This is a genomic window from Caballeronia sp. J97 (genome assembly GCF_905220305.1).
In the GTDB taxonomy this organism is placed as follows: Bacteria; Pseudomonadota; Gammaproteobacteria; order Burkholderiales; family Burkholderiaceae; genus Caballeronia.
The window spans coordinates 31,081-56,845 of record NZ_CAJMZL010000009.1 but is presented as its reverse complement, the minus strand read 5'-3'; the positions used below and the strand labels follow the sequence as shown (position 1 = coordinate 56,845).

25 protein-coding genes are annotated in these 25,765 nt (G+C 58.8%); 19 read left to right on the top strand and 6 right to left on the bottom strand.

The genetic code is table 11. The features are described from left to right. The first annotated feature begins 52 nt into the window (after positions 1 to 52). From U4Y90_RS14375 to U4Y90_RS14340, 8 genes are all read left to right on the top strand, one after another. Entirely contained in the window at positions 53 to 1,564 is a 1,512-nt protein-coding gene (locus tag U4Y90_RS14375) for a CoA-acylating methylmalonate-semialdehyde dehydrogenase (RefSeq protein WP_321795332.1), read from the top strand. Positions 1,565 to 1,760: 196 nt separating this feature from the next. Next, complete coding sequence (locus U4Y90_RS14370; protein WP_321795330.1) at positions 1,761 to 2,675, top strand: LysR family transcriptional regulator; 915 nt, start codon at positions 1,761 to 1,763, stop codon at positions 2,673 to 2,675. A gap of 29 nt (positions 2,676 to 2,704) precedes the next feature. Next, positions 2,705 to 3,790, top strand: a complete 1,086-nt coding sequence (locus U4Y90_RS14365) for a nitronate monooxygenase (protein WP_321795328.1) — start codon at positions 2,705 to 2,707, stop codon at positions 3,788 to 3,790. Between the two features lie 107 nt (positions 3,791 to 3,897). Next, positions 3,898 to 4,836, top strand: a complete 939-nt coding sequence (locus tag U4Y90_RS14360; RefSeq protein ID WP_321795327.1) for a TauD/TfdA family dioxygenase — start codon at positions 3,898 to 3,900, stop codon at positions 4,834 to 4,836. Between the two features lie 71 nt (positions 4,837 to 4,907). Further along, positions 4,908 to 5,993 carry an ABC transporter substrate-binding protein gene (locus tag U4Y90_RS14355; RefSeq protein ID WP_321795325.1) on the top strand — a complete coding sequence of 362 codons (1,086 nt, stop codon included), beginning with the start codon at positions 4,908 to 4,910 and terminating at the stop codon, positions 5,991 to 5,993. Beyond that, on the top strand, positions 5,994 to 6,818 hold the full coding sequence (locus U4Y90_RS14350) for an ABC transporter permease (protein WP_321795323.1): 825 nt from the start codon (positions 5,994 to 5,996) through the stop codon (positions 6,816 to 6,818). A gap of 10 nt (positions 6,819 to 6,828) precedes the next feature. Then, positions 6,829 to 7,611, top strand: a complete 783-nt coding sequence (locus tag U4Y90_RS14345) for an ABC transporter permease (RefSeq protein ID WP_321795322.1) — start codon at positions 6,829 to 6,831, stop codon at positions 7,609 to 7,611. A gap of 13 nt (positions 7,612 to 7,624) precedes the next feature. Beyond that, on the top strand, positions 7,625 to 8,395 hold the full coding sequence (locus tag U4Y90_RS14340) for an ABC transporter ATP-binding protein (protein ID WP_321795320.1): 771 nt from the start codon (positions 7,625 to 7,627) through the stop codon (positions 8,393 to 8,395). Here U4Y90_RS14340 and U4Y90_RS14335 read toward each other — a convergent pair. Continuing rightward, positions 8,392 to 8,766 (bottom strand): ester cyclase, encoded by a 375-nt coding sequence (locus U4Y90_RS14335; protein ID WP_321795318.1) that lies wholly within the window; start codon positions 8,764 to 8,766, stop codon positions 8,392 to 8,394. The two genes, U4Y90_RS14340 and U4Y90_RS14335, sit on opposite strands and share 4 nt — an antisense overlap. Before the next feature lie 291 nt (positions 8,767 to 9,057). Here U4Y90_RS14335 and U4Y90_RS14330 point away from each other — a divergent pair, with 291 nt between their 5' ends. Both U4Y90_RS14330 and U4Y90_RS14325 read left to right on the top strand, forming a co-directional pair. After that, positions 9,058 to 9,504 (top strand): NUDIX hydrolase, encoded by a 447-nt coding sequence (locus tag U4Y90_RS14330; RefSeq protein ID WP_321795316.1) that lies wholly within the window; start codon positions 9,058 to 9,060, stop codon positions 9,502 to 9,504. 151 nt (positions 9,505 to 9,655) lie between these two features. Next, positions 9,656 to 10,297: a dihydrofolate reductase family protein gene (locus U4Y90_RS14325; protein ID WP_321795315.1), complete on the top strand. Its 642-nt coding sequence runs from the start codon at positions 9,656 to 9,658 to the stop codon at positions 10,295 to 10,297. A gap of 454 nt (positions 10,298 to 10,751) precedes the next feature. Here the strand turns inward: U4Y90_RS14325 and U4Y90_RS14320 are convergent, their stop codons facing one another. Beyond that, positions 10,752 to 11,612 (bottom strand): ImmA/IrrE family metallo-endopeptidase, encoded by an 861-nt coding sequence (locus U4Y90_RS14320; RefSeq protein ID WP_321795314.1) that lies wholly within the window; start codon positions 11,610 to 11,612, stop codon positions 10,752 to 10,754. Position 11,613: 1 nt separating this feature from the next. Continuing rightward, positions 11,614 to 11,931, bottom strand: a complete 318-nt coding sequence (locus U4Y90_RS14315) for a helix-turn-helix transcriptional regulator (protein WP_321795312.1) — start codon at positions 11,929 to 11,931, stop codon at positions 11,614 to 11,616. Between the two features lie 545 nt (positions 11,932 to 12,476). Between U4Y90_RS14315 and U4Y90_RS14310 the strand changes: the two genes are divergently transcribed. The 5 genes from U4Y90_RS14310 (at position 12,477) to U4Y90_RS14295 (ending at position 15,727) form a co-directional block, all read left to right on the top strand. Beyond that, a complete protein-coding gene (locus U4Y90_RS14310; RefSeq protein ID WP_321795311.1) occupies positions 12,477 to 12,929 on the top strand; it encodes a multiubiquitin domain-containing protein in 453 nt (150 codons plus the stop codon). Continuing rightward, positions 12,889 to 14,073, top strand: a complete 1,185-nt coding sequence (locus U4Y90_RS14305) for a ThiF family adenylyltransferase (RefSeq protein WP_321795310.1) — start codon at positions 12,889 to 12,891, stop codon at positions 14,071 to 14,073. Before U4Y90_RS14310 ends, U4Y90_RS14305 begins: the two co-directional genes overlap by 41 nt. A gap of 14 nt (positions 14,074 to 14,087) precedes the next feature. Further along, on the top strand, positions 14,088 to 14,513 hold the full coding sequence (locus U4Y90_RS36145) for a DUF6527 family protein (RefSeq protein ID WP_415749345.1): 426 nt from the start codon (positions 14,088 to 14,090) through the stop codon (positions 14,511 to 14,513). Between the two features lie 322 nt (positions 14,514 to 14,835). Continuing rightward, on the top strand, positions 14,836 to 14,997 hold the full coding sequence (locus tag U4Y90_RS14300) for a tyrosine-type recombinase/integrase (RefSeq protein WP_321795532.1): 162 nt from the start codon (positions 14,836 to 14,838) through the stop codon (positions 14,995 to 14,997). A gap of 436 nt (positions 14,998 to 15,433) precedes the next feature. Next, positions 15,434 to 15,727 (top strand): hypothetical protein, encoded by a 294-nt coding sequence (locus U4Y90_RS14295; protein ID WP_321795308.1) that lies wholly within the window; start codon positions 15,434 to 15,436, stop codon positions 15,725 to 15,727. Between the two features lie 482 nt (positions 15,728 to 16,209). Here the strand turns inward: U4Y90_RS14295 and U4Y90_RS14290 are convergent, their stop codons facing one another. After that, complete coding sequence (locus U4Y90_RS14290; protein ID WP_321795306.1) at positions 16,210 to 16,500, bottom strand: hypothetical protein; 291 nt, start codon at positions 16,498 to 16,500, stop codon at positions 16,210 to 16,212. Between the two features lie 553 nt (positions 16,501 to 17,053). Here U4Y90_RS14290 and U4Y90_RS14285 point away from each other — a divergent pair. Continuing rightward, positions 17,054 to 17,296 (top strand): hypothetical protein, encoded by a 243-nt coding sequence (locus U4Y90_RS14285; RefSeq protein ID WP_321795304.1) that lies wholly within the window; start codon positions 17,054 to 17,056, stop codon positions 17,294 to 17,296. 991 nt (positions 17,297 to 18,287) lie between these two features. On the opposite strand, the gene U4Y90_RS14280 is transcribed toward U4Y90_RS14285, so the two are convergent. Next, positions 18,288 to 19,868: a hypothetical protein gene (locus tag U4Y90_RS14280; RefSeq protein ID WP_321795303.1), complete on the bottom strand. Its 1,581-nt coding sequence runs from the start codon at positions 19,866 to 19,868 to the stop codon at positions 18,288 to 18,290. A gap of 556 nt (positions 19,869 to 20,424) precedes the next feature. On the opposite strand from U4Y90_RS14280, the gene U4Y90_RS14275 reads away from it, so the two are divergent. The 3 genes from U4Y90_RS14275 to U4Y90_RS14265 all read left to right on the top strand — a co-directional run bounded on the left by U4Y90_RS14275 (position 20,425) and on the right by U4Y90_RS14265 (position 23,612). Further along, a complete protein-coding gene (locus U4Y90_RS14275) occupies positions 20,425 to 21,774 on the top strand; it encodes a hypothetical protein (RefSeq protein WP_321795301.1) in 1,350 nt (449 codons plus the stop codon). A 612-nt stretch (positions 21,775 to 22,386) separates the two neighbouring features. Beyond that, complete coding sequence (locus U4Y90_RS14270; protein WP_321795300.1) at positions 22,387 to 22,704, top strand: hypothetical protein; 318 nt, start codon at positions 22,387 to 22,389, stop codon at positions 22,702 to 22,704. A 254-nt stretch (positions 22,705 to 22,958) separates the two neighbouring features. Next, positions 22,959 to 23,612 (top strand): hypothetical protein, encoded by a 654-nt coding sequence (locus U4Y90_RS14265; RefSeq protein WP_321795298.1) that lies wholly within the window; start codon positions 22,959 to 22,961, stop codon positions 23,610 to 23,612. Between the two features lie 6 nt (positions 23,613 to 23,618). On the opposite strand, the gene U4Y90_RS14260 is transcribed toward U4Y90_RS14265, so the two are convergent. Then, positions 23,619 to 25,760 carry a hypothetical protein gene (locus U4Y90_RS14260; protein ID WP_321795296.1) on the bottom strand — a complete coding sequence of 714 codons (2,142 nt, stop codon included), beginning with the start codon at positions 25,758 to 25,760 and terminating at the stop codon, positions 23,619 to 23,621. Positions 25,761 to 25,765: the final 5 nt, after the last annotated feature.

Sequence of the window (25,765 nt, the reverse complement as noted above, 5' to 3'; positions counted from 1 at the left end):
ATCGCTTCTTACACTGTGTCCATCGCCAAACCAGTCAGTGAGAGGAGTCGAGATGCAAGCGTTCAACGATACGGCCGACGTGGTCCACTTTATTCACGGCGAGCGCACGCATGGCTCGGCCACGCGCACGCAGCCGGTGTTCAATCCCGCAACGGGCGAGCGTCCGCGCAAGCTCGTGCTGGGCGAGACCGCCGATGTCGATGCAGCCGTCGCGAGCGCGAAAGCCGCGTTCCCGGAATGGCGCGACACGCCGCCGATCCGCCGTGCGCGCGTCATGCTCAGGTTCCTCGAACTGATGAACAAGCATCGCGACGAACTCGCCGCGATCATCACGGCCGAGCACGGCAAGGTGTTTTCGGATGCGCAGGGCGAAGTCTCGCGCGGCATCGACGTGATCGAATTCGCGTGCGGCATTCCGCAACTGCTGAAAGGCGACTACACCGAGCAGGTTTCGACCGGCATGGACAACTGGACGACGCGCCAGCCGCTCGGCATCGTCGCGGGCATCACGCCGTTCAACTTTCCGTGCATGGTGCCGTGCTGGATGTTCCCGGTCGCGATCGCGGCGGGCAATGCGTTCATCCTCAAACCGAGCGAGCGCGATCCGTCGGCGTCGCTGTTCATGGCCGATCTGCTCAAGCAGGCCGGCCTGCCCGATGGCATCTTCAACGTCGTGCAGGGCGACAAGGTCGTCGTCGATGCGCTGCTCACGCATCCTCAGGTGAAGGCGATCAGCTTCGTCGGCTCGACGCCGATTGCCAACTACATCTACGAGACGGGCGCGAAGCACGGCAAGCGCGTGCAGGCGCTCGGCGGCGCGAAGAATCACATGGTCGTGATGCCCGATGCGGATCTCGATCAGGCCGTCGATGCACTGATCGGCGCGGGCTACGGTTCGGCGGGCGAGCGCTGCATGGCGATCTCGGTCGCGGTGCTCGTCGGCGATGTCGCCGACAAGATCGTGCCGCGCCTCGCGGAACGCGCGCAGCAGCTCAAGATCAAGAACGGCATGGAAGACGACGCGGAAATGGGCCCGATCGTCACGCGCCAGGCTCTGGAGCGTATCGAAGGTTATATCGCGCTGGGCGTCGACGAAGGCGCGAAGCTCGTCGTCGACGGCCGCGGCTACAAGGTGCCCGGCCATGAAGACGGCTTCTTCACGGGCGGCACGCTGTTCGATCACGTCACGCCTGAGATGCGCATCTACAAGGAAGAGATCTTCGGTCCGGTGCTCGCCTGCGTGCGCGTGAAGGACTTCAGCGAAGCGGTCGATCTCGTCAACGAGCACGAGTTCGGCAACGGCGTCGCCTGTTATACGCGCGATGGCCATATCGCCCGCGAGTTCGGCCGACGCATCGAAGTGGGCATGGTCGGCATCAACGTGCCGATTCCGGTGCCGATGGCATGGCACGGCTTCGGCGGCTGGAAGCGCAGCCTCTTCGGCGACATGCACGCGTACGGCGAGGAAGGCGTGCGCTTCTACACGAAGCAGAAGTCGATCATGCAGCGCTGGCCCGAAAGCACGGAGAAGGGCGCCGAGTTCGCAATGCCGACCGCGAAGTAAGGCATCGAACCCTGCTCGTGCGCCGAGCGTATGAATCTCGCCCGCTTTTTCCTGAATGGAAGAAGCGGGCGGATTGCTTTGGGGCCTGTCGAAAGCGATCTGTTCCTGTGCGTCACAACTCAAGTGAAGCGGCGTCGGTTGACCGTGCGATTGCAAGCAGCGAAGATGCACCCACGACGACGCGAAGCCCATCGACATGCAGCGGCAATTCGACGACCTCCTTCTCGGCAGCATCGAACTCTTCTGCCTCGCGGCCGAACTCGGCAGCTTCACGCTCGCGGCCACCGCGGCGAGCGTCACGCCCGCCGCCGTGAGCCGCTCCGTCGCGCGACTCGAAAAGCGCCTGGACGTGCGGCTTTTCGTGCGCACCACGCGCCAGATTCGACTGACCGATGCGGGCCGCCGCTACTTCGAGCAATGCCGCGACGCGCTCAGCCGTCTTGCGGAAGCGGAGCGCGAAGCCACGGGGCAACAGACGACGCCCAAGGGCGTGCTGCGCATCAGCATGCCGACGCCTTACGGTCACTATCGCATGCTGCCGTTGCTTGCCGAGTTCAGAAAGCGCTATCCCGATGTCACCGTCGAGGCGCATCTGAGCAACCGCAACATCGACTTCGCCGATGAAGGCTTCGATCTCGCGATACGCGGACGCGCGCCGCGCGATTCCGGATTGATCGCGCGCAAGCTGGAGGACGCGGAGCTCGTCGTGGTGGCGTCGCCGGCTTATCTGAAGCGCGCGGGCATGCCGAAGACGATCGAAGACCTGCCCAAGCACGAATGCATCCAGTTCGAGATGCCGAGCACCGGGCGCGCCGTGCCGTGGCTCTTCATGCAGAACGGCGAACTCGTCGAGATCACGACACAAGGCGGCTACGGCACTTCCGGCGATGCGCTCGCGGGCATTCCGCTCGCCTGTCACGGCGCGGGGCTGTTTCAGACCTACCGCTTCACCGTCGAAGCGGATTTGCGCGCGGGCACGCTCACCGAAGTGCTGCGCGAGTTCGGCGGATGCAGCCGGCCATTCATCCTGCTGTATCCGCATGGCAGACATTTGTCGTCGCGCGTGCGGGCTTTTGTGGACTTCGTCGTCGAGAAGCTCGCCACGCGTTGAATCATGCAACGTTTAAAGGACGCACATTCATGAGCAAGAACGCATTGACATCGCTACTCGGCATCGACACGCCGATCATTCAGGCGCCGATGGCAGGCGTGAGCACGCCCGCGCTCGCGGCGGCCGTATCGAATGCGGGCGGACTCGGCTCGCTCGGCGTCGGCGCGATGAACGCCGCAGGCGCGCGCAAGGTGATTCGCGAGACGCGCGCGCTCACCGGCAAGCCGTTCAACATAAACGTGTTCTGTCATGAGCCCGCCAGCGCCGATGCCGCCGTCGAGCGGGCATGGACGGATTGGCTCGCGCCCGTGTTCGCGCAGTACGGCGCGACGCCGCCCGAGAGGCTGAGCGAGATCTACACGAGCTTCGTCGTCGATGAGGCAATGCTCAACGTGTTCATCGAAGAGAAGCCCGCGATCGTGAGCTTTCATTTCGGCCTGCCGTCGAAGGAATATATCGACGCGTTGCGCAACGCCGGCATCAAGCTGATCGCGTCCGCAACCAATGTGCGCGAAGCGGAGCAGGTCGTGGCGGCGGGCATGGATGCGATCGTCGCGCAGGGCATCGAGGCGGGCGGCCATCGCGGCATCTTCGACCCCCTGGCCGACGACGATAACCTCGGCACCTTCGCGCTCACGCGTCTTCTCGCAACCCGTTTCGACGTGCCCGTGATCGCGGCGGGCGGCATCATGGACGGCGCGGGCATCGCGGCGGCGCTGGCGCTCGGCGCGCAGGCGGCGCAACTCGGCACGGCGTTCGTGCCGTGCACGGAGACCTCGATCGATGAAGGGTATCGTCGCGCGATATTGAGCGACGCGGCCGGCCACACGACGTTCACCTCGGCGATCTCGGGCCGCAAGGCGCGCGGCCTCGTCAACAAGTTCACCGAATTGGGACGGCGCGCGCAAGCGCCCGCGATTCCCGCGTATCCCGTCACCTACGATGCGGGCAAGTCGCTGCACGCGGCGGCGAAGGCGAAGGGCGAATTCGGCTACGGCGCGCAATGGGCGGGGCAAGCCGCCGCGCTTGCGCGCGAACTGCCCGCCGCCGAATTGATGGCGCGGCTGCAAGCGGAACTGCGGGAAAGCATCGCGGCCTTGCAGCGATATGCATAGTCGAAACGCTTCGTTGGTCGAGCGCTCTGTCGATGCTTCAATGTTTCCGTCGCACTCAATGCGGCCTGCATCCGACAAACGCAAACGCACACCAACGGAGATTTTCGATGTCCGATTTCCCCACGCTCGCCGCCGAGTCCACGCTCGCCCCCGTCACGTCGAATGAACCGTTTCAGGTCCGCCCGATCGGCGGGCGCATTGGCGCGGAAGTGCGCGGCGTGACGCTTTCCGCCGAGCTCGACGACGCGGCCATCGGCGCGATCAACGCGGCGCTGCTCGAACACAAGGTGCTGTTCTTTCGCGGCCAGTCGCATCTCGACGACGTCGCGCAGGAAGCCTTCGCCGCGCGCTTCGGCGACACCGTCGCGCATCCGACCGTGCCTTCGCTTGCGAGCGGCAGCCGCCTGCTCGAACTCGATTCGAAGCACGGCACGCGCGCGAACTCCTGGCATACGGACGTGACCTTCGTCGATGCGTATCCGAAGATTTCGATTCTGCGCGGCGTGGTGATTCCGCCTGCCGGCGGCGATACGGTATGGGCCAACACGGCGGCCGCGTACGCGAATCTCCCGCAACCTCTGCGCGAACTCGCCGACACGCTCTGGGCGCTGCATTCGAACGCCTACGACTACGCCGCGACGCGCAACGTGCCCGACACGGATTCCGAGCGCGAGTATCGCAAGCAGTTCACGTCGACGCTCTATGAAACGGAGCATCCGGTCGTGCGCGTGCACCCCGAAACGGGCGAGCGCACGCTCGTGCTCGGCCATTTCGTGCAGCGCTTCATCGGCCTGTCGCAGCGCGATTCGGATCGCCTGATCGAACTCTTCCACGATCACGTCACGCGCCTCGAAAACACCGTGCGCTGGCGCTGGACGCAAGGCGATGTCGCGATCTGGGACAACCGCGCGACCCAGCATTACGCGGTGGCCGACTACGGCGACGCGCATCGCGTGGTGCGCCGCGCGACCGTGCATGGCGACGTGCCCGCGGGCATCGACGGGCGCAGGAGCCGCATCGTCAGGCAGGAAACGCGCACCGTCTGACGCGCGCCCTTGCGCCTCATCTTCCGGCGATGACGCTTCATCGCCAGCGTTCCACACACTCTCATTGCACGATGACACTACGATTCAAGCTCTTGTTCGGCGCGGCGACGTTGTTCGCCGCGCTCATCGGTCCCGCGCATGCCGCCGATCCGGCCGTGGTGCGCATCGGCGTAGCGCAGCAGGGCACGGGCGATCCGCCTGTTTTCGGCGGCTCGCCCGCGGCGACCGCGCTCTTGCAGCATCGCGTCGAGGACGCGTTGCAGCAAGAGCACGTCAAGGTGGAATGGATCTTCTTCAAGGGCGCGGGGCCGGCGGTGAACGAAGCGCTCGCGAACAGGCAAGTCGACTTCGCGTATCAGGGCGATCTGCCGTCCGTGATCGGCCGCGCGAATGGACTGAAGACGCATCTGCTGCTCGCGTCGAACGTGCGCGCGGGCGTGTATCTCGCGGTGCCGCCCGATTCCGACATCAAGAGCGTGAAGGATCTGAAGGGTAAGCGCGTCGGCATATTTCGCGGCACGAATCTGCAACTCGTCGCCGATAACGTGCTGAAGCAAAACGGCCTCGCCGAGCGCGATCTGCGCGTGATCAATCTCGATACCGCCGCCGCGCAGGCCGCGCTCGCATCGAAGGGCGTCGATGCGGTGTTCCTCGATTACTCGCTCTTCAAGCTGCAACGTCAGGGGCTCGCGAAGATCGTCCATGCATCGCGCGATGACGGCGTGCAACTCACGCGTCAGGCGCATCTGCTCGTGCTCGAAGACTATGAGCACGCGCATCCCGACACGGTGCAGAAGGTCGTGACCGCCGTGGTTCAGGCGGCGCAATGGTCGTCCGAGGAAGCCAATCGCAATGCGCTGTTCGCGTTGTGGGCGAAGAGCGGCGTGCCGGTCGAATCGTGGGCGTCCGAGTATGCGAACCAGTCGTTGAAGGAGCGCATGTCGCCGGTCATCGATCCGTTTCTCGTCGCGCGCTATCAGTCTGTCGCCGACGATGCGTTGCGCCTGAACCTGATTCGCCAGCCCGTCAGCGTGAACGGATGGTTCGAGCCGAAGTACCTGGAGCAGGCGTTGAAGTCGCTTAAGCTCGAAGCGTACTGGCCGCGGTTCGATGCATCGGGCAAGCCTGCCGGCGAACGTCTTGCGGAGAATCGATAAATGGCCAATGCGCTGACGCGTGTGTTTCTGCCTGCGGATCGTGCGCGCGGGCCTGCATCGAACGATACGCTGCGCACGATCGGCTGGACTGCGTTGCCGTGGATCGTGCCCATTCTCTGCGCGTTGCTGTGGATGACGGGCTCGCAGTACGGATGGATTTCCGCGCAAGTGCTGCCGCCGCCCGCGCTCGTGTTCGAAACGCTCGGCGCGCTCGTGAAGAACGGCGAGTTGTGGCTGCATCTGTGGGCGAGCATGACGCGTGTCGCGCTCGGGTTCGGCGGCGGCGTGCTGCTCGGCATCGTGCTGGGCGGATTGCTCGGGCTGTCGCGCACGCTGGAAGCGTATGTGTTGCCGAGCTTCAACGCGATCGTGCAGGTGCCCGTGCTCGGCTGGTTGCCGTTTCTGATGATCGTCGTGGGCATCGGCGAGCCGTTGAAGTATCTGTTGATCGGGCATGCGGCGCTCGTGCCCGTCACGCTTTCCACGTTGCAAGGCTTTCGCGGCACGCCGCGCGCGCTGCGGGAAGTGGCGTCGGTGTATCGCTATACGCGCTGGCAAGTCATTACGCGTGTGACGCTGCCTGCCGCGATTCCCGTCATCGGCACGGGCGTGAGGCTCGCATTCACGAAGGCGTGGCTGACGCTCGTCGTCGTGGAGCTGGTCGCGTCGTCGGAGGGGCTGGGTTATCTGATCGTGTATGGACGTCAGCTCTTTCAGCTCGATCTCGTGCTTGCTGCGGTGTTGATCGTCGGCGCTATCGGCTATGCGGCCGATCGCCTGCTCAATGCCTTCGAGCGCAGGCTTCAGCGCGGCCGCGCGAATTGAGGATCAGCCTATGTCGACTCTGGATTGGGAAGCGGGAACCGTCAAAGGTTCGTGGCGCGGTGCGGTGCTGCCGATACTCGCGCTGGCCGCGTGGTGGTTCGTGTCGCGAGGCGCGCAAGCCGGCCACGGCGTAATGGTTTCGCCGGCGCAGGTATGGGACACCGCCGTGGAGCAGGTTCGAAGCGGGGCGCTCGTGCGCGCGTTGTCGGCATCGCTTGCACGCGAACTGACGGGCTTTGCGATCGGCACGAGTCTCGGGCTTGCGCTGGGCGCGCTGCTCGGCATATCGAAGCTGGCCAATCGCGCGATCGCACCGAGCTTCAACACGTTCAAGCAAGTGTCGCTGTTCGCGTGGATTCCGCTGATTTCCGTGTGGTTCGGTCTGGGCGATGTCGCGAAGGTCGTGTTCCTGTCGCTCGCCGCGCTCGTGCCGGTCGTCATGCATACGAGCGACGGCATTCGCGCCGTGCCGGCGAACTGGCTCGACGTGGCGCGCGCGTATCGCTATGGCAGGTTGCAGACACTGGCGCACGTCGTGTTGCCCGCCGCGTTGCCCTCGATCTTCACGGGCGTGTATCTCGCGCTCATCTATTCCTGGCTCGCGACGCTCGGCGCGGAGTATCTGCTCGTCGCGGGCAGCGGGATCGGCAATACGCTCGTCGATGGCAGCGAGCAGTTTCGAATGGATCTCGTCGTGTTCGGCGTGATCGTGGTCGGTTTCACGGGGTGGGCGTTGAATGCCTTCGCGCGCGGCGTGCAGCGGCGCTGGTTCGGCGCGTCGCGCGCGATTTGAGGAGAGACTGAAAATGACGACGGAAATCGAGCAGGACAGCGGTCTGACGCTGCGGCATGTGACGAAGCGCTTCAACGGAGACGCGGCGGCGCCGGTGCTCGACCGCATCGATCTGTCGATTGCGAGCGGCGAGTTCGTCAGCATCGTCGGCGCGAGCGGATGCGGCAAGTCGACGTTGCTGCGGCTCATCGCGGGACTCGACGGCGACTACGACGGCGAGATCGACTTCGGCGGCGAGCGTGTCGTGACGACGGATCTTTCGCGCGGCATCGTGTTTCAGGATCATCGGCTGTTTCCGTGGCTCGATGTCGGGCAGAACGTCGCGGTGGCGTTGCGCAATGCGCCGCTATCGAAGGCCGACAAGGCGCGCGCGGTGGCCGAACACATCGAGCTCGTGGGGTTGAAGGGATACGAGCGGCACTATCCGCATCAGTTGTCGGGCGGCATGGCGCAGCGGGTCGCGATTGCGCGAGGGCTCGTGAACCGGCCGCGCTTGCTGCTGCTCGATGAGCCATTCGGCGCGCTCGATGCGCTGACGCGCAGCCGTCTGCAGGTCGAACTGCAGCGGATATGGGAACGCGAGCGGATCACGATGGTGCTCGTCACGCACGATGTGGAGGAGGCGGTTCTGCTCTCGGACCGGATCGTGGTGATGCAGGCGCGGCCGGGGCGCATCGGGGAGGTGGTCGATGTTTCGCTGCCGAGGCCGCGGAAGGTGGGGGATCGCGGGGTATCGGCGCTGCGGGATGATATCGTCGATGGGTTTTTTACGGAGGCCGCTTAAAGCTGCGCCTCGATCGCCGCTTTATCGATCACCGACCAGACGTTGTCGATTTTCCCGTCGCGGAACGCATAGAAGACGTTCTCGCAGAACACGACGCGTTTTCCATCGACATGCAAACCGAGGAAATCGGCTTTCGGCGTACATTCGAACCGCAAACGGCAAGCGATGCGCGGCGGCTCCTCGATGAGCAGTCGAATATCGAAGAAGAGATCCGGAATCTCGCGAAAGTCTCTCTTCAACATTTCGCGGTAGTCGTCGAGCGTAAGCGCGCGTCCGTTGTACTGCAGCGCATCATGGACGAACATGCCGAGACTGGCCCAATCCTGCGCGTTCAGACAGGCAATGTATTGCCGATAGACATCTGAAAGCATCGGTTTCGCTCCCGAATCGATCACAACGATCCGCGCATCTTCGCACGGCGGTCATCGGCGCGCTGATGGCCGCTTTGCAACACAAGCCGAAGCGAGAGACATATCGCCCAGACTTTCGTCATAATTCGCTTAATCGAACAACCAGAAAGCGGGTCATGGCCAAAGCACGAGAAAAGCGGAGCGAGCACAAGCTCCTGGGGGCAATCAACGAGTCGACGGAAGGGCTTCTCGCGCCGAAGCGTATTCCCCGACGTTTCATCGTTGATTGTGATGCTTAGTCGCAGGCCGGCAATGCTGATCGATTCTGTCTGGCGTGTGATGCTCCGTGTCGGATTCCGACTCGCTCGCGCATGGTGGGGCCTTCGACAGCCTCATCATGAAGGCGCGCTCGTCGCAATCTACATAGGGCAGGCGCTTTTGCTGGTGAAGCCATCGTATCGGCGCGAATGGAACTTGCCCGGCGGAAGCGTCAGTCCTGGTGAGACGCCTTATGCAGCGGCCGTGCGCGAAATACAGGAGGAGATCGGGCTTACACCGCACGCGTTGATTCCTGTGGGCAACGCCTGCGGCATATGGGACGGGCGCAAGGACACCGTGCACTTCTTCGAACTGCACCTCGATTCAATGCCTGAGTTGCGACTCGACAACCGCGAGATCGTCGCCGCGCGTCTGGCATTGCCGGACGAATTGCACGATATCGCGCTGACCGAGGCGGCCGCTGCGTATTTTCACCGCTGAGTCTTGCCTGAAGTATGGGGCGATGATCGCTGTCAACCGAATCACCGCGCGCTCGCGATCCCATCGCATCAGCGTGCGGGATTGGGGACGTCGGAACGGACGAATGCCGATTCCACTACCATAAGGATTCACAGTACCGACGGAGACGTGAATGACAAAGGTAAAAGTAGCCGGGTTCAGCGTGTCGCTCGATGGCTTCGCTGCGGGAACCGATCAGAGTCTGGATCATCCTCTTGGCGTGCGAGGCGAGGAACTCTTTCAGTGGTTTTTCCCGACGCAGACCTTTCGGCAGATGTTGGGCAAAGAGGGCGGCGATACCGGCCTCGATGACCAGTTCGCCCAACGCGCAATGGCAGGTTTCGGCGCCTTCATCTTGGGGCGCAACATGTTCGGACCCGTGCGGGGCGAATGGCCTGACGATCAGTGGAAAGGATGGTGGGGCGACAATCCGCCGTATCACGCGCCGACCTTCGTGCTGACGCACTATCCACGAGCGCCGATCGAGATGCTGGGTGGAACGACATTTCATTTCGTTCCCGACGGCATCGAGGTTGCACTGCAAAAGGCGCGCGAAGCGGCAGGCGCGAAGGACATCAAGATCGGCGGCGGTGCCGGGACGGTCAGGCAATACATTCAGGCCGGCTACGTGGATGAAATTCACCTCGCTGTTGCTCCCGTTGCGCTTGGTCAAGGGGAACCGCTCTTTCACGGCCTGGATCTCCGTGCACTGGGATACCGGACCGTCGAGCATGTTCCGACCGACCGGGCCACACACATCGTTCTCGCGAAGTAGAGGGTTCGAGCGACGCCGTGGTAGTTTGCAAAAGAAATGTGGTCTAGGGTGGATTATAAATTGTTGATTTGTAGTGGTTTATTTTGACCTCACCTTTTGACCGGTGCAAAGAAATTTGATCCGGCTTGTAATGTCTAGTCGAGCGGATTGGCAAATAAAAACTGTTCTGGCACGTAAGTTGGAGACCCGCGTAACAGAGCTTATCGAGGCCACGCATCGACTTTTGCCTGTTGCCAACAAGCGACGCGAGCGAACTGGTTTTAGGTGCCGTGCGGTCCGCAGGGGGAACGATCACGGCGTTCGCACTGATTCACACCTGCCAACACTGCTAGCACTTGCATGCGAGTGAGTCACGGACGCGTACCGCATTACCGATTCATAGACACGGCGAGCATCAGCTGAAGCCCCGACCGTAGCTAAGAAAGTGCGTCAGACCTCGCCGCCGCCATCATCACTATTTCGTTTCCCATGGAGCCCACACAGACTCGGTACGCGGAAGTTCGATTAACGAGAGAATTCCAAACTGCTCCGAGGCAATCTTCATCTCTCGGACCTTTGTTTTAGCGTGGGCATCGGGGAACCAAAGTCTTGCGTCGATCGGGACGCCTTCCGGCTCGCGACTGACGCTAATCTCTGCGGCAAGAGAGCCCGACGGCACCTCGACAACGCTCTTGCGTGCCCTAAGGAAAGCCCCCGATTCCCGTGCTGATTTGCTCGAAAACGACCAGCGAATAAAGCCGTCCACCGATGAGACGAGGACTAGCTTCGCGTCGGTCGCGTCGACCCAGCGCAACGCTGCAGCTGTTAAAGAGACGCCGTAGCGGCTGGCGCAAACAGCAATTTGATCGAAATCTACACTCTTGGATATCTGTTTGCGAAAATCATCGAGAGGCATCAACAGGTTTGCTGCGAACCTGTCGGCCTCATTTTCGATAGCTCTGTCGTGAGCCTGCCAGTCATCCATGTCGTCGCTAGTGCACTCGAAGCTTGTTCGAGTCTTCCGATGAAGGATGTAGTGCCCCAGCTCGTGAGCTTGCGTGAACCGAATCCGTCCGGCAGACCCTGCCGTTTCGTTATAGATGAGCGCCCATCCTTTGCCTTCCCCGCGAAAAGACAAGCAACCGTCAAAGCCTGGCAGGTCCGCGCCCACGACCTTCGTGATCGGGTCGCTCCATTGAAAAAGCTCGTGACATCCCTCGGCAAGACGAGGTACGTCGACAGGGAAGCGCTTGTCACCATGGGTCGCACTCAGAACATTGAGCACATTCGTCAACTTGAAAGCTGCTTTTTCTGGCGTCAACGGAGTCGATTGCATCTCAATCTTTCAGGGCATCAAGGATCTTTCGAAGTCGCTCTTTCGATTCCGAATCGAGCTTTTTGTAGTTACGATAAAACGCTTCGTCTAGATGGTGCTGTTCCGGCGTCAGCACGTCATCCTCGACTAGGAAATTGGAGCTAACTCCGAGGGCGTCTGCGAGTGCAAGCAATTTTTCAGCGGACGGCCGCTGCGACTCACGATTTTCAAGTTCCCATAGATAGCTCTTGCTCACGCCTGCCTGCGTAGCCAAAGCCTCAAGGGTCAGTCTTTTTCCCTTACGCAACTCGCGAAGTTTTTCGCCGAGCCTTGTGGCCATTGTGGTCCTCCGAAACACATGCCCTGAAAAGTACCACGATTCCGAACTTTCTAACAGCCATCGCCGAAAAAAGCTGTTGACTTTGCGATCAAGCGCACGCAAAATTCAGACTTGTTCGGAGTAGCGGAAAAAAGCTGCCACGATGGGGCGGTGGAGGTTCCCGGAGCCGCTTTTGGGAGATCGCCACACCGAAGCACTGTGCAATGCGCCGTGATAGGGTACAAGCCTCGTCGCCGGTGACTGTAAGCCGGACGCGACGTTGTTCGGAATTATTCGAATGCACGTTACCGCCCGCAGCGATCGCGTTCGAATAGGTAACATGTACCGATAAATTATTTGCCGAAATCAGTAGATTTATTGTTTTTGCGGCATACTGCATATGCCTCGGCGATGAGGGGCGAGCACAATATGTAGTGGCCGTCCGCGGCGGTTTTCGGCGTTCCGAACGGTAGGACTTGCTGACGAATTGCTTTCGAAAAGCTCACAATTTCATGTGGGAAGTGAGTTGGAAACGCAAACTCCGCCGTGGGCGGAAGGGAAAACAGATGACTGATATTGCCGATGCGCACCTGACGCGCGTCCACATTAATCGAGAGCCGTACAAATCGCCCAATCCGACGTCTGGGGAGGCGCTCTACGCTCTCGCCGACGTGGGCAAGAACGAGAGACTCTACCGCGAGGTTGGTGGCGACGATGAAGACGAGCGCATTCCGCGTGATGAGACACCGCTTCATTTGCCGCAGGATGCGCACTTCTACAGTCAGAAGATGTTGAAGATCCTCGTCAATGGCGATGATCATGAGATCGACACCAAAGAGATTTCATACATCCGTGTCGTTGATCTTTATGTTGGCAGTGGTGGAAAGCCGTCAAATGAATATCTCGTCAAGTATTCACACGGTCCCGTCGACAACCCGAGCGGTACGCTGCCGCCCGGTCAAATTGTGAAGGTGAAAGATGGCATGCGCTTTCGGGTTGCAGGAACTGGCGAATCATAACGCCTTTATTAGGGATCTTGAGGAGACCGGATACCTGATCGACTTCGTCGGCACGTATTTGGTCTTTTACGGGCTTCCCTATCTCGATAAAGATGGAGCTCTCCAGCATGGTGACTGGGTGAGTCCCCTTGACTTGAATGGGGCGGTCATCAGCCCGCCCTCGAATCACCAAGCGTGGTGGCGCGGTACCAGGCCTTGTGATCAGCAAGGGCGCGAGCTAAGACTAGGTGGGGGAGCGGACCGCATCACGGTCACGCCCGATCTTGTCAGTGACTGTTCCTTTTCCTACAAGCTGCTTGACGAAAACGGCGTAGCCCGCGTCTACCAATCATTTGAGGAGAAGGTTAGGACTTACCTCGATACGATCACGGCGCCTGCACTGAACGCCTACCCGGGTGCTAGTCCTTTTCGTGGCATTGAGGTCGGCGCCGCTGCGCAGGACTCTCCGCTTAGGTATCCCGATACCATGTCTTCGAGGTATCACATCAACGACTTGTCCTCGCTCCTGCGCGGCAAAAAAGTGGCGATCATCGGACTCGGAGGAACGGGTTCCTACATCCTCGATTTCATTGCACGCACGCATCTGCAGCAGATTGCATTGTTCGACGATGACAAGGTGCACGTCCACACTATATTCAGGCTTCCAGGGTTCATTCCTAATGCGATTGGAAAGCTCAAAGTCGAAGCACTGGCTCAGCAATACGGGCAGTGGCGCTCGGGAATCGAGCCGGTTGTTGAGCGTATCACAGTAGAAAACGTCGAGCGCCTGAAGGTATTTGATTTTGTCTTTGTTTCGGTCGATGACGGGCCTTCGCGCCTGCTGATCGTCGACTGGTTGAGTTCCAACGGTGTTCCGTTCGTCGATTGTGGGATGGGCCTTACTCGCTCGACTGTTGGCCTCAGCGGTTTTGTGCGTATCACCGGTGTTGACCGTAAAGCGTTTGACGACAATGCCGGAACGGTGCGGTTGCCTACTGAAAATGCCAAGGACGACGAATATAGCAAGCGCGCTCAGATCACTGAATTGAATGCGCTGAACGCAACGATGGCTGTCATCAGGTTCAAGCAGCATTTCGGCCTTTTCGACCGGGAAAGCGCGGCGACAGCAGACATTTTCGATTCTGTGACGTTCGAAATCGACTGAGAGAAGGCCGTGCGATGAGATTCGTTTATCAAGCCGTTGACCGCCTGCCTAAGCAACTCAGTAACGGGGTCGTTTATCACAGCCACGAGTTCGAGGTCGGCGCAATGCTTTGCGCTTGCGGTTGCGGTCATCGCGTCAGCCTCCTGGTGCCTGATAGCCATCAGATAACGTCTGACGGCACCTTGGCGACAATTCGTCCGTCTATCGCAGTGTGTGACGCGCCCTGCAAGTCGCACTTTTACATCACGGCAGGTCACGTTGAGTGGCTTCCTGCTTTTTCAGATGCCATAGCAGCGTCTGTTATGCGCAACCAGATATCACGTCATGCCGACAGGGACGCAAATGCTGCCATCGACGCAAAGTTGCCGTCTTATCTTGACCGGATCAGAGCCGTGATCGGCAAAGTTTACGGCAAACTGCGGTCACTACTGCGCAAGTAGTCGACCCCGTTTCTCTTCAGGTGATGATGGCAGGTTCGGCAAAGCGTCGTTGGGGTGCGGTCGCGACGACTTGCTTCGTTGGTCGTCGGCCGCGTGCCCGGAGCGTGGTTGCTAGAAATCGCTCTCGCCACTCCCGGCGCGCGTTATCGTCGCGGCGCATTTGCAGGGTTTCGGCGATCGCGCGCCGGAGCCACGCTTGAACTTTGGCGCGATCTTCGCCGTATAGTCAGTTGCGCGGAGTGCGCGTTGCATTGAGCAATTGTTCATCGCGGTCCGTCATTGAGATGCACCCGTAGAGCGACGCCTCGGTGCGGACCGTGGGATCCTGAAGACGCTGTACAGCACGGGCATGCGTCCCTTGGAGCTGTTGGGGCTGAAGCTGTTCGACATGACCTTTGAGCGCGGGACGGTGATGATCTGGCAGGGCAAGGGCAAGGGCAAGAAGGACCGAATAATGCCGACCGGGGATCGTACGCTTGCCTAGGTTGCCCGGCATCCCGACGGGGCGCGGCTGCAGTGGGCGCTGGCCGGTGGGGACGGCACGTTGTTCGTGACGACACAGCGCAAGGCGGGTGCTACTATTCCGGCACACGGTGGCGACGCTGAAGCTAGAGAACGCACTCGATATCCGGTTCACCCTAGGCGATGCCGGCACACGCGGACATCTCGACCACGCATGTGTATGCCCAAGTGAGAATTGGGCGATTGAAGGACATCCCAGACAGCGACGCATACGGCGGAACTCTATAAGCAGCCCGGCACGTTCAACCAGCATGACGGCGGCCCCCGCCTATCCGCGAGCCGAACTGGTCAAGGGCGACAAAGACGCCGACTGGCGGGCCGACCGCCGTTACTGCGAACTCCTCCGCCGGAGATGCGTCTAAAATGGCTCCGTCAATTAGCGTTCAGGGAGGCGCGGCGTGAGCGTTCACATATCGATCCATTACGAAGGCGGTGCTAGTGAGCTCGATGCTGGCGCGCTCGCCGATGAGCTGCGCCGTGTGGGCTTCGTTGCGTTCGTATCGACGAGGACTCGGCAACGGGCCATCGCCCATGCCATCCATGGCGAACTGGAATCGGAACTAGAGTTGAGGTTCGGCGAGACCGGTGTGCCGAACTACTGCATGTGCATGGTGGATACCGAGCGCCACGACTATCACACCATTTTGGACGCGGTGTATCAAGCCGATGCGGCGTCTCTCGATGCGCCATGAAGGGCAGTATGACCTTAGCGGAAACGCAGCTGCCGTGGCCGGGACCACTCTGTCTGACACTCCCTGACATCCGAGTTTTTTGGCGTCCGACATACACTGCCGCGACGCGCTCATTGCACGGTCTCATTCCGTCTCATGGCTGCTGATGCGCCTAATGGCTCGGGCCGTCCTGACCACGGACGTTGCGGCCGAGAAGCGCGTCTGGGCGTTCTGCGAGGCGGCGGAGCGCGTAAGGGATATGAGTCTGCGGAAAGCCTTGCCGCGTCAAACTCGACGGGTTGGCGAACGGCGGACACTCGGATGCCAGTATTGCCAGAAACGGCGGCGTGCCCATTAGCTTAAGTAGGCTAACGGATTAGAGTTCGATCAGGTTCACGCAGCGCAGTGTCAGGCTAACCTTCTCTGATGGCTCTCCGTTGCAAGATGCGCTGGGAGCGTTCCGGTCAGGAGGTTGGCACAGCTAATCAGGTTGGCACTCGACTTCAAAGCAATGCCCGTTTTAAGGCGATATCAATTTGTTCACCGGCGTCATCTTGCGCGTCGGCAATAAAGTCGCAACGCCATTGGGCGGTTTGCGCGAGCGAGTCGGCGGAACGCTGGATTAGTTGAAACTGGAACTGCGTTCCATCATGCCAGTTAGCGGCGCTCGAATCGCGCTCGTTGGCAAACTCTGTTGCGAATGCCGCGACTTCACGCTGCGCCCGACGGCTTGTTCGTCGTCGCTGGGCAGATAGCGTACCCAGCGCCGATGCCCCGGAAAATCGAACCGACAAACCCTATAAAGACACTTGCGAGAAGGGCATTTGGCCCACGGAGGATTGGGCGCCCGTTGCTACTGACGCCAGCTCGACGCGCCGGTTACGAGCGTGCGATGCCCGGTCGAGCGATTGCTTCGTTGAATCAGCACTCTCCTGCGCGTTCCTCGCCATGTCGTTCTCTGCTCTCGCAATTGGCGGCCTTACCCCGAACGCCGAGTTCAAGTCTTCGTGCCGGATGGCGAAGCAACTTCCGGGAAACTTGCCTGTTTTGAATGCAACGTTGGACCCTTCGGAGTTCACGACCTTCATGCAGGCACATCGAAACGGAACTGCTCCTAGCTGCTTCGGATTTGGAAGTATGGCCAGCCCCTCGCAAGCAGGCGACGCGATGCAGATTATGACCATTCGTTTTCAAGTTGGTGGAGTGCAGCTCTACTGGCTCGCAGACATGTCTGACAGGGATGTGTTGCGCGCAGTTGATGCATAGAGAAAGCGAGGGCAGGTTCCCATCGCAATTGGCCACTCAGACCAAATGGCCTATGTAGTCATAGACTATGCTGCAGACAGCATGACGCTCGACCGCTTCAGAAACGAAATTCGTTCGGTCCCTTCGCAAGATTTCTTTGACATGGTCAGCGAGGTTGCGAGTAGTGGAATTGTCGAGGCCCGGGCTACTACCGATATTCCAGATACCTCGTTAGACCAGGTCATCGTCAATCTACTTGTGAGTCCCCCTCAGCAGCAATTCCTGAACGGCAAAGTGACGCGCAACAAGCCTGTAATTGCACATGGGGGAATGTCGATACATTGATGTCAGAATGATTAGAGATCGCGGCTTTAATGGGCCGCGATTTTGTTTGTCCGCGCTAGTTCTCCAAGAGACTTAACGCCATCGCGGTTGTCATATAGCACAGGGCCAACGTCCGATGACGTTGACCCTGTTCGGCCACCCGTGCATGGACAGCGAAAAGAGAACTCCTCCCTGCCGAAATGCATCAGCGTCCGACCTTAATCCCGGAGAAGCACTTGGAAGGTCCGGACGCAGTCCCCTGTCTTGGCCGATTGCCGGAGCGATCTACCTTGGAGTTGCCCCCACTCAATCGGGAGGCGAGCATGTTCGTTGGTTAATGCACAGTAATTTCAGCGTCGTGCACGCGTCCGCATATGGCGACTGAACACGGTAGGTCATCCTGTCTACGCCATAAAAGGTTCTATCGGGAATATACGTCACGATACTGCCGTGCGTTGTTTGCCCCATGCAATCGGTAGTGGTCCTCGACCGAGTGATCACAAAATCGCTTTCGGAAACTTCCACTCAACCATGTTCCGGGGGTTGGACAACCACTATTGCTGGTAACGCGCGCGGGCGACAGAGTCGGTCCCATTCGCCGTGGGACGCAATGACCACCGGTTTCCCCAATCGTGGCGGTGCGCCAATAAGCCTGTTCCAGCTCAACACCGGGGCAGCAGCGGAGCCCTCCAACCGCTCGGTTTTTCTAACATTTCACGAAAAACCTTAACTCCAAGCCCTAATTCGACCGGTCAGCTCGAAAAATCTTAACTTTCTGCCGACAGCTCGCCTTGTTGTGCGTCAAAGGATGCTAACTGCTTCTTATTGGCATACGTAGACAGTGCCAAGCCAAAACATGCCGGACCACTACCTCGATGCGGTCGAGCACGTCAGCCGGCAGGTGCCCGGCATGGACAGCCGTTGAGCAATGAATCGTCTACAGATGGGGGTACCGCTGCTTAGCAGCGTCACCCCCCCAAATGATTCAAGCGCCATCGTCATTAGTTTTTCGTCACAAACCGTTTTTCCAGGTCCAAAACGCTTTTTTCTCTTTGTTCTCCGTGTCCCAATCCGCATCAGGGTCTTCGCGAAGACGTTCAACAATGTCCTCCCAAACAGCAATAGTGAACGGAGTGGGCCGTCCCTGAGAAGACATGTCAACGAGCTCGGACGCAACGACGGGAACGGGCGCCTCACCGTCATCCGGCAAACGGAGATATTCGTGAACATCCCTTCCATGTCGTGCTATCTCCGGTAACTCAGTGAAATGCGCGAAGTCATAGGAGACAAGTCCACGCTTGTGTTCAAAGAGATATATGACCGGAATCTGTCGTCGGAATCGTTGCATGTGCGGCCATATCTCGGCGTAACGGCACGAGAATGCCTTGCTGATGGCGAGAACGCAGCGCTCCTCTTCGCCGTCGCCGAACCATGCTTGGAACACGTAGTTTTGCTCCTCTAGCATATCGCGCTGTTGCATCCATGCTTGCCCGAGCTTCACCACCAATGAGAATTTTTCACTGATTTTTGCACTTAAGTCTGGTGGAAGTTTTTCTGTGTCAACGACAAAACAAGCGGATGTATTTCTACTATCTCGCCAAATTTCGTCCAGCATTGGGCTGGAGCGTTCAGTGAATTTCAGCCGGGAGGTCGGTGTTTCAGGCGGTGCAGCCCTCCGTTTCACCATGAGCCATACATGCCGTGCAAAGACTTCTTGGTCTGCAACGCTAAAACGAGTGTTCTCTTTCAATACGGTTAGTAAAACGTTAATACTTTCCTGTTCGGGATTTTGCAGCAGCAGCGTTCGAATGGGCTGACTTAGACGCTCCCACAGGCACTCCACAGTCCGCATATGCTCCACGAGCGCCTTATATGCCGAATTAAGCTCAATACTGCTGTTGGACGTCAAAATAAGTTGCGCAAGTTTAGGTTGCTCGATGGCAATCCAGTCAAAGGCGACGGAGGCGTAGTTATGGCGCCAGAATTGCCGACCGCTTCCGTCATCACATGCTATGAGACATTGCTCGGCCTGAGCAAGCGCCTGCGTAACCAATGCCGAAAGGCCTTCAGGAACAAGAGAATCCTTTCGCTCCAGCGAATGCTCGAAAGGCATAGGTTTAGATGGCAGCCGATGCACGCATGCTGAATGGCTATCAATGTCCCAACGTCGATGTTTGCTCTCGACTTCTTCCGCGATTTTCTGGAAATTTGGAAGAATGACGGTTGTGAGGGTGCGGTACGCAAGCTTGTCGTGACAAGTCCACGCTCCCGTTTCCAGCGTGCCCGCTATCTCGTAAAGATTAAGGGAAGGGTATCCCATTGGACAATAATCGGCTCCCCGTGACATGAACAGTTCGTCGGACCGGTTTCTCAGCGAGCGGTAGTACATCAGCAGTTGAATCACTTCATTGTCTTGCCGTGATGCGTACAGCCTTGCGCAAAGTTCGGGTTGTAGCTTCGTGAGCGCCCAATAGATAATCTCCGGCGCATCGATTGGCCTTTCCTGATACGTGCTGGCGTCCATGTGCTCGAATAGGCGAATGGCCTGGAAAAGGGCCAGTTCGATGTCCGAGATTTTTGTGGCTGTCGTCATGCTCTGATTTTAGATTGTGAAAGTAACGGGGGCCTTCGACCTAAGTTTGATACTTGTCGCAAAGGCTACGTAGCGTTTAGCGCAGAAGTTTTAGACTCAGGCTTTCTGGCTGCCGTTTGTGGAGCTCGCGGGTATGCACGCGATCGATCTACTGTCGTCGCTTTACTGACTCCGAGCGTTTCGGCAAGAAAACATGTATCGCGCGAGGAATCCGTGCGAGCCTTACCTATTGAGTAACACTGCTTTCCTCTCACAAGTTTTAGCTGCTTTCGAATCAGCATAGCTATCGCCAGACGCACGCCGGAGCATAGTCGAACCGTTTTAGATGAATTCGGTAGAGGCGAAAACACTCCCCGTACTCAGCCGCACCCGCAGCGCTGGAGCGAATAAAGAACGAACAGGGGAGAAGCGCAGTGGATTTAGGAATGGGTATAAACGCGCTTCCCTACATTCCCACGCTGTCTCAGACCCAATTGAGAGCGGCACCGATTCGACGGCGTAAAAGCGCCGTTAAAGACTATTGCGCAAACACTCTGCTACAGATTCGAGAATAGACATGATTTCAGTTAACGAAGAACAAGTGACATCTGAAAAGTCGGCGACGTTAAGCTATGGTTGCCTCTCAGATGCTTCTGCCTTTTTGGGCGAAGATTTTACGTGGAAGAAACTGCTTTTCGGCACTATGCTTACAGCATACTGTAGCGACAGTCAAATGTTGGGCCGCATGGAAATGACTGAAAAAGAATGGGGCCTCGACCAACTCGAAGAGTCACGGCTGAGAATTCGTCAATTCGATTTTGCTGATTACACACTTGTTGAGGTCACCGTTGACTTAGGTTGCGCAGTTGTAAAATGGATTCTTGACCCAAAGGACCGCTATATTGCTCGAGCAATCGCGGATTGGGACGAGCGAAGAAATATTCCAATCATGCTGGCCGGCGTTGAGTCGTGCGTAGCAGAAATCAGTCTCGAAGATTACGAGTACGATTCGGTGCGACGTATGGGTTTAGAAATCGACTGCCGCGCCTACGATTATAGTGTTTCATATAACGCGAATAGGTTTCTTGATGCCGCCACTAGGTTTGTCGAATCTGAAGGGTACGGCAAAGGATGCTCAATGAACTCGGGTGAGGGAAAATACGAGAGCGTCAATATCGTCCTCACCGCTAATTCTGCATCTGCAGTGGACCGTAACGCCTTGTTGAGACCATTGGTTTCGATGCGTGAGTCATTCCGCTCAACTTCCGACTTCGAGCCGTCATCTCGCAGGTCATTCCATGTTGCGGGCGTAGCTACAAACCGTTATCTCGATAGTTTTAGGGCGTCAAGCACATCACAGCCTAAATGTGAAGTCGCTTCTGCAAGTTGGCTGCCTGATATGCTTTACCGAGTTACACCTGAGCGTTACTGTTTGTGCGTGTTTGTGCCGGATTCTTTCGACCACAGTCATAAGCGACTGAGAAACGATGAGGCCGTGCGTACGGAATTTCTCGACTTGGAAGAGAAGCTTTCGTTCACAACACTCTTGTTGGGAGGCAAGCAGGTCGCGCTCCGCGCTTCCAAAGTGCTAAATGCTCTTGTCGACCGAGTAGAGCGTCTGCCAGTGCTATTCGTTGGAAGAGATAAGTGGAGCTTCATCAGCTACCCATGGACGCAAAAACAGAAGGCGCCGGGGCAACACTGTGAGTTTGTTGCAATAGACAGGCAATTTTCGACGCTGTCGTTCAATTTTCCTGGCACCGATTCAGATGTCGAATATTCGAAACATCAAAAGCACTTGAGTGAAGCAGTCTGGCCGAGCGGCTATCTGGATTTCAGGGCTGATGACGAATTGCTGAAATTTATTGACCTTGAGGTTCAAGCTCCGCTTATCAACATGAAATTATCTTCCGTCGCGCAAGCTTAATTCTGACGCTATTGCGGCTTGAAACACGGGACGGAGACGTTAACGCCGGCATTATATTAGGATTTCACTCGAAGGGGCCGGTCCGAACTTAGGGGGTCTCGGGCCGATGACTTACGGCACGACGACGGGGCTTCGTCGCCATCAGTGAATGTAGCGGAGAGCCATCCAACTACATCTCCAACGGGCATATCGTCCTTAAAATGTGACAGGGGAGAAGCAGACGGAGGTCTGAGTAGGTACTCGTGGACACGCCCCAAAAGTTTCGACCGAAATGCATATAAAGCGCCGCCCTATACGTCCTCGCCAACAAAGAGGACTATTTCAATGCTCGGAATACAGCCGTTTGGATATGCCGCCGCTTCTACCGATGCGCAACGCGTGTCCCTCGTCCAGACCCCGGAGTTCAATGACCTACTCAGCACCACGACTGAGTGTGGCGACGTCGGGATCTTCACTGCTTGTGGGGAGCTCTTCCGCGGACTACCGCGTCTCGCGGTAGAAGACGATGCCCTGATGGTTGTGACCGTTCCACAGCACGTCGAAGTTGATTGGCCTCACCAAACTGCAGATTGGCTCATTCCATTCAACTCGTCTGATTGAAACGGTGGGCCAGTGCAAACAATGCTTCGGCTCGGCACCGGCTCAATCGCGCTCGACTACGTCGCGGCCTCACCAATCCTCGAGCGGGCGGTTGACGCTTTAACCGTAGTTTACGTGCTTCCAGATTGCGTCGCATCGGTACGCTACCGATGGAATGCCTTGCTGCTGGACGCCCTCGAAGGACTGTTCCTGGCGACGAATTTGTACGCATCCATGGTCGCGGAGTGCGCGGCTTACCGTAAGCGCCCGAAGCTATCGAAGGACGGCATTCGCCAGCGCCAAGTCTACGGCTCTATCAACGATGCCGGTGCTGTGACCTTCAACTTGTAGGCAAGGTGCAGCGCTAGGGGCTACTCCGCCTCCAAATAAAAGATGTTGCAAAGGCATCGATTGCTCATGGCGCTGCTTCGCAATACCCCATCCGTTTTAGATAACCATTGTTTTTGGTTTTAGAAGAACGATTGTGGTGTAAATCGCTATATGTCCCAGGAAGCAACCTCGTCCTCTCAAAAACGACAGCTGTCCTAGACGTAAATTTCTTGACCGGTGGACAACCGGAAGTCAACACGAAATTAAGGTAAGCTATGAAAAAGAAACTCGACCAGAAAAGCGGAATTTTCGCGGTGGGGGAGATTGCCGCAGCTTGGCACTTCAGAGACGGATTCCCGGCGGCCCGGTCTGTACCTGCAGATTTCCCTGTTCTAACCGCGTCACTTGAGCATCCCGATTACATCGCTTTAGATGCCTCGTTGAACGCAGACAGTCCCGTGTCGTTCGCGTCTCAGTTAGTTCCGCATCCTTCGGCTACGTTGCGGCAGCACACGCTCAGGATGCCAGAGCTGCATGTCCATTGGTTGTCTGACCCGAACGCCCCGGAAATTTACTCCGCGATGCAGACCTGGAGCAATCTCGGGAAAACTGCTTTTGGTCTGTTGCTGCCCGACAGTGCCCCGTACAATTGCGTTTTCAGCACGCTGGACACTAGCATGCCGGCACTGACTGGAACGTCACAATCCGAGAAAGCCCAGTCGGCAGCATCACGCTCGCACGATTTGATGACCGCCATGGTTGAGGTTGGCAACCGTCTTAAACGTGGCAAGGCCGAAGGGAAGGGGGCGTCAGGTCCGCACCATCTGGTCACCGTGCTGCTGACGAGCAGCATTGCGCAGCTTTTTGGGCATACCGGCTCGATTGCGAGCGCGCCGCTCGCAAACCTGGGAGCAAATACCCTTCATTGAGTGGGCTTAAACGTTTCGAGTACCGTCACATTGTGGATATCGGCGGCAGCCCCAGAATTGCTTTCCAGCGTTTCGGCCTCTACGGGCGGTTTGAAGAAGCATGGCCGACGAGCATTTGGGGCACAGCGGTGCTGTGGTCGGCTGCGACGCCCGAGCGGTCGACGGAACGATTCGAGGCGAATTAGCCGGAACAGAAGATGGCGGCGACCGCTTTGGGACGACGATCTCGACGGGTCGCGTCGACGGGGGGGCGATGCCTAACTGCTCGCAGTGGCGCCGGGCGGCTTCGCGGTTTTCCAGCGCCTCTCTGAGTGGAGGAAATGCGATTGGGCTGGCCGCGGCGAACTTTGTCGGCGCCGCTTTCAGGTTGACAATTCCTGCCCGCAGCTTATTCTCGATGGCGACGCGCTTGGCCGCCCACGCCGATTTCGCAGCGCTCTCTGCCTGCGCGTCGGTGGCGTCGCGGTTCGGGTTGTAGCGAAAGTTCTTCTCATGGCCTTGGCGCCACGCAAGCAATCGCGCCGTATAGGCTTCGCCGAAGCCGGGCACTAGTAAAACCGCGTTGCGCGTAACGTCGTTCGCGGTCTCTATGCCGAAAGATGCCAGAGTCGCCGTTTTGGCAGGGCCGATGCCGGAGATTTTCGCGCGCCGAATGAGAAAACCGTCGAGATAGGCAGCCCTCTGCCGCGACTCGCGCGTGCTTTGCAAATCGCTGAGCGCGCGCGCAAGTTCCTGGTTGAGCGTTCGATGCTCGGCGACGGCGCTTTCGAGGTCGGCCCGAAGAGCCAAGGCGTCGACGTAGCCGATCCGCTTTAACCAATCGCTAGCCGCTGCGCGCACCTGCTCGTCCGCTGTGACGAATGCTCTCTTTAATGGCTCGGGGTCAACCTTCGCCGCTGCGGCGGAAAGGGCCGCGGCCAAGCCGCAAACAGCCCAGACTACGAACAGCTTCGGCAGCGTGACCAATGCGATCAAAGCGGGGATGATCCAGAACAAGCGCGCGTTTCTGCGCTTCTGCCGTTCCGCCAAGGCTTCTTGCGCCGTGGGTTTCGAGACGCCCGCGTCGGCGCACGAAACGGGGATGAGGTCCTCCGGGCGCGGAAGGGCGAGCGCCTTGATGGCCACCCAAACGCCGTCAATGTCAAACTGATCGGCGTTCGATTGACCGGTCGCTGGGAAGGACAAAGCCGGGAACATGTCGATGCCCGACTGCGCAAGCAGTCGGCACCACGGGCAATCGCCGGAGGAGCGCGGAAAGTAATGGGCGGGAACCGCCGCGCATTGCCGCAGATCGGCTTCGAGCCCGTTGAGGAGGTTCACCCACTGAGCCGCTGTTGGGCGCCTGGCGGGATCGAGGCCGAAGGCAGCTTCGAACGCTGCGGTCAAGGGCGCAGGAAAATCTTCAAGCCTAATCGACCCCGGAGGCGGGACAGTCCGGGTTTGTGCTCGGCGGGCGATCGAAAAGGCGAACCGGTTTTGCGCGATAGATTCCCCAAGGCTCAGATCAGCGTCCGAGCAGCGGCCGGCGTAGGGGTGCCGCCCCATCGCCAACAACTGAAAAATCGCGACCGCGAGCCCGAAATGGTCGTGCGCTTTCGTTCGCTCGATGTCTCCCAATCGCACGCCGTGCAACTCGGGCGGCGTGAAGTCTTCTGTTCCGACGATGCAGCGATGCAGACGGCTTTGCGCCCGGAACTGGAAGCTGTCGGCGTCAATGAGCGCCACGGTGGCGCTCGGGCTGACGAGCACTCCGGAATGGTTGAAGTCGCCAATCACGCAATCCATTTCATGGACCGCAGCGACTGCGCGCGCGACGTTGGCAGCAGTCCGAGCGAGAAATCGATAGTCCGCGCTTGGAAACTGAATCTTTCGGGACTTTGGCCCATACAGCTCGTGAATTGGCCGGTGCTTGGACACCAGCCGCATGACGAACCCGGCAAAGCGCCCCGACTCGTCTTCGGCGATTTCCAAAGGGAAGGCGACAAGGCTGGTGCGCTCCGACAGTCGGCTCCCTACCATGGCCGACACTTTGTCTTCGCGCGGCGCGCGCAAGTCGCTCTTGTAAAGCTTGACGGCCTCTCCGGGACGTCCCTCAATGAAGTAGACGTCGCCCTCTCCGCCGCGGCCCAGCAGGCCGCCCAGGCGCACTCTCT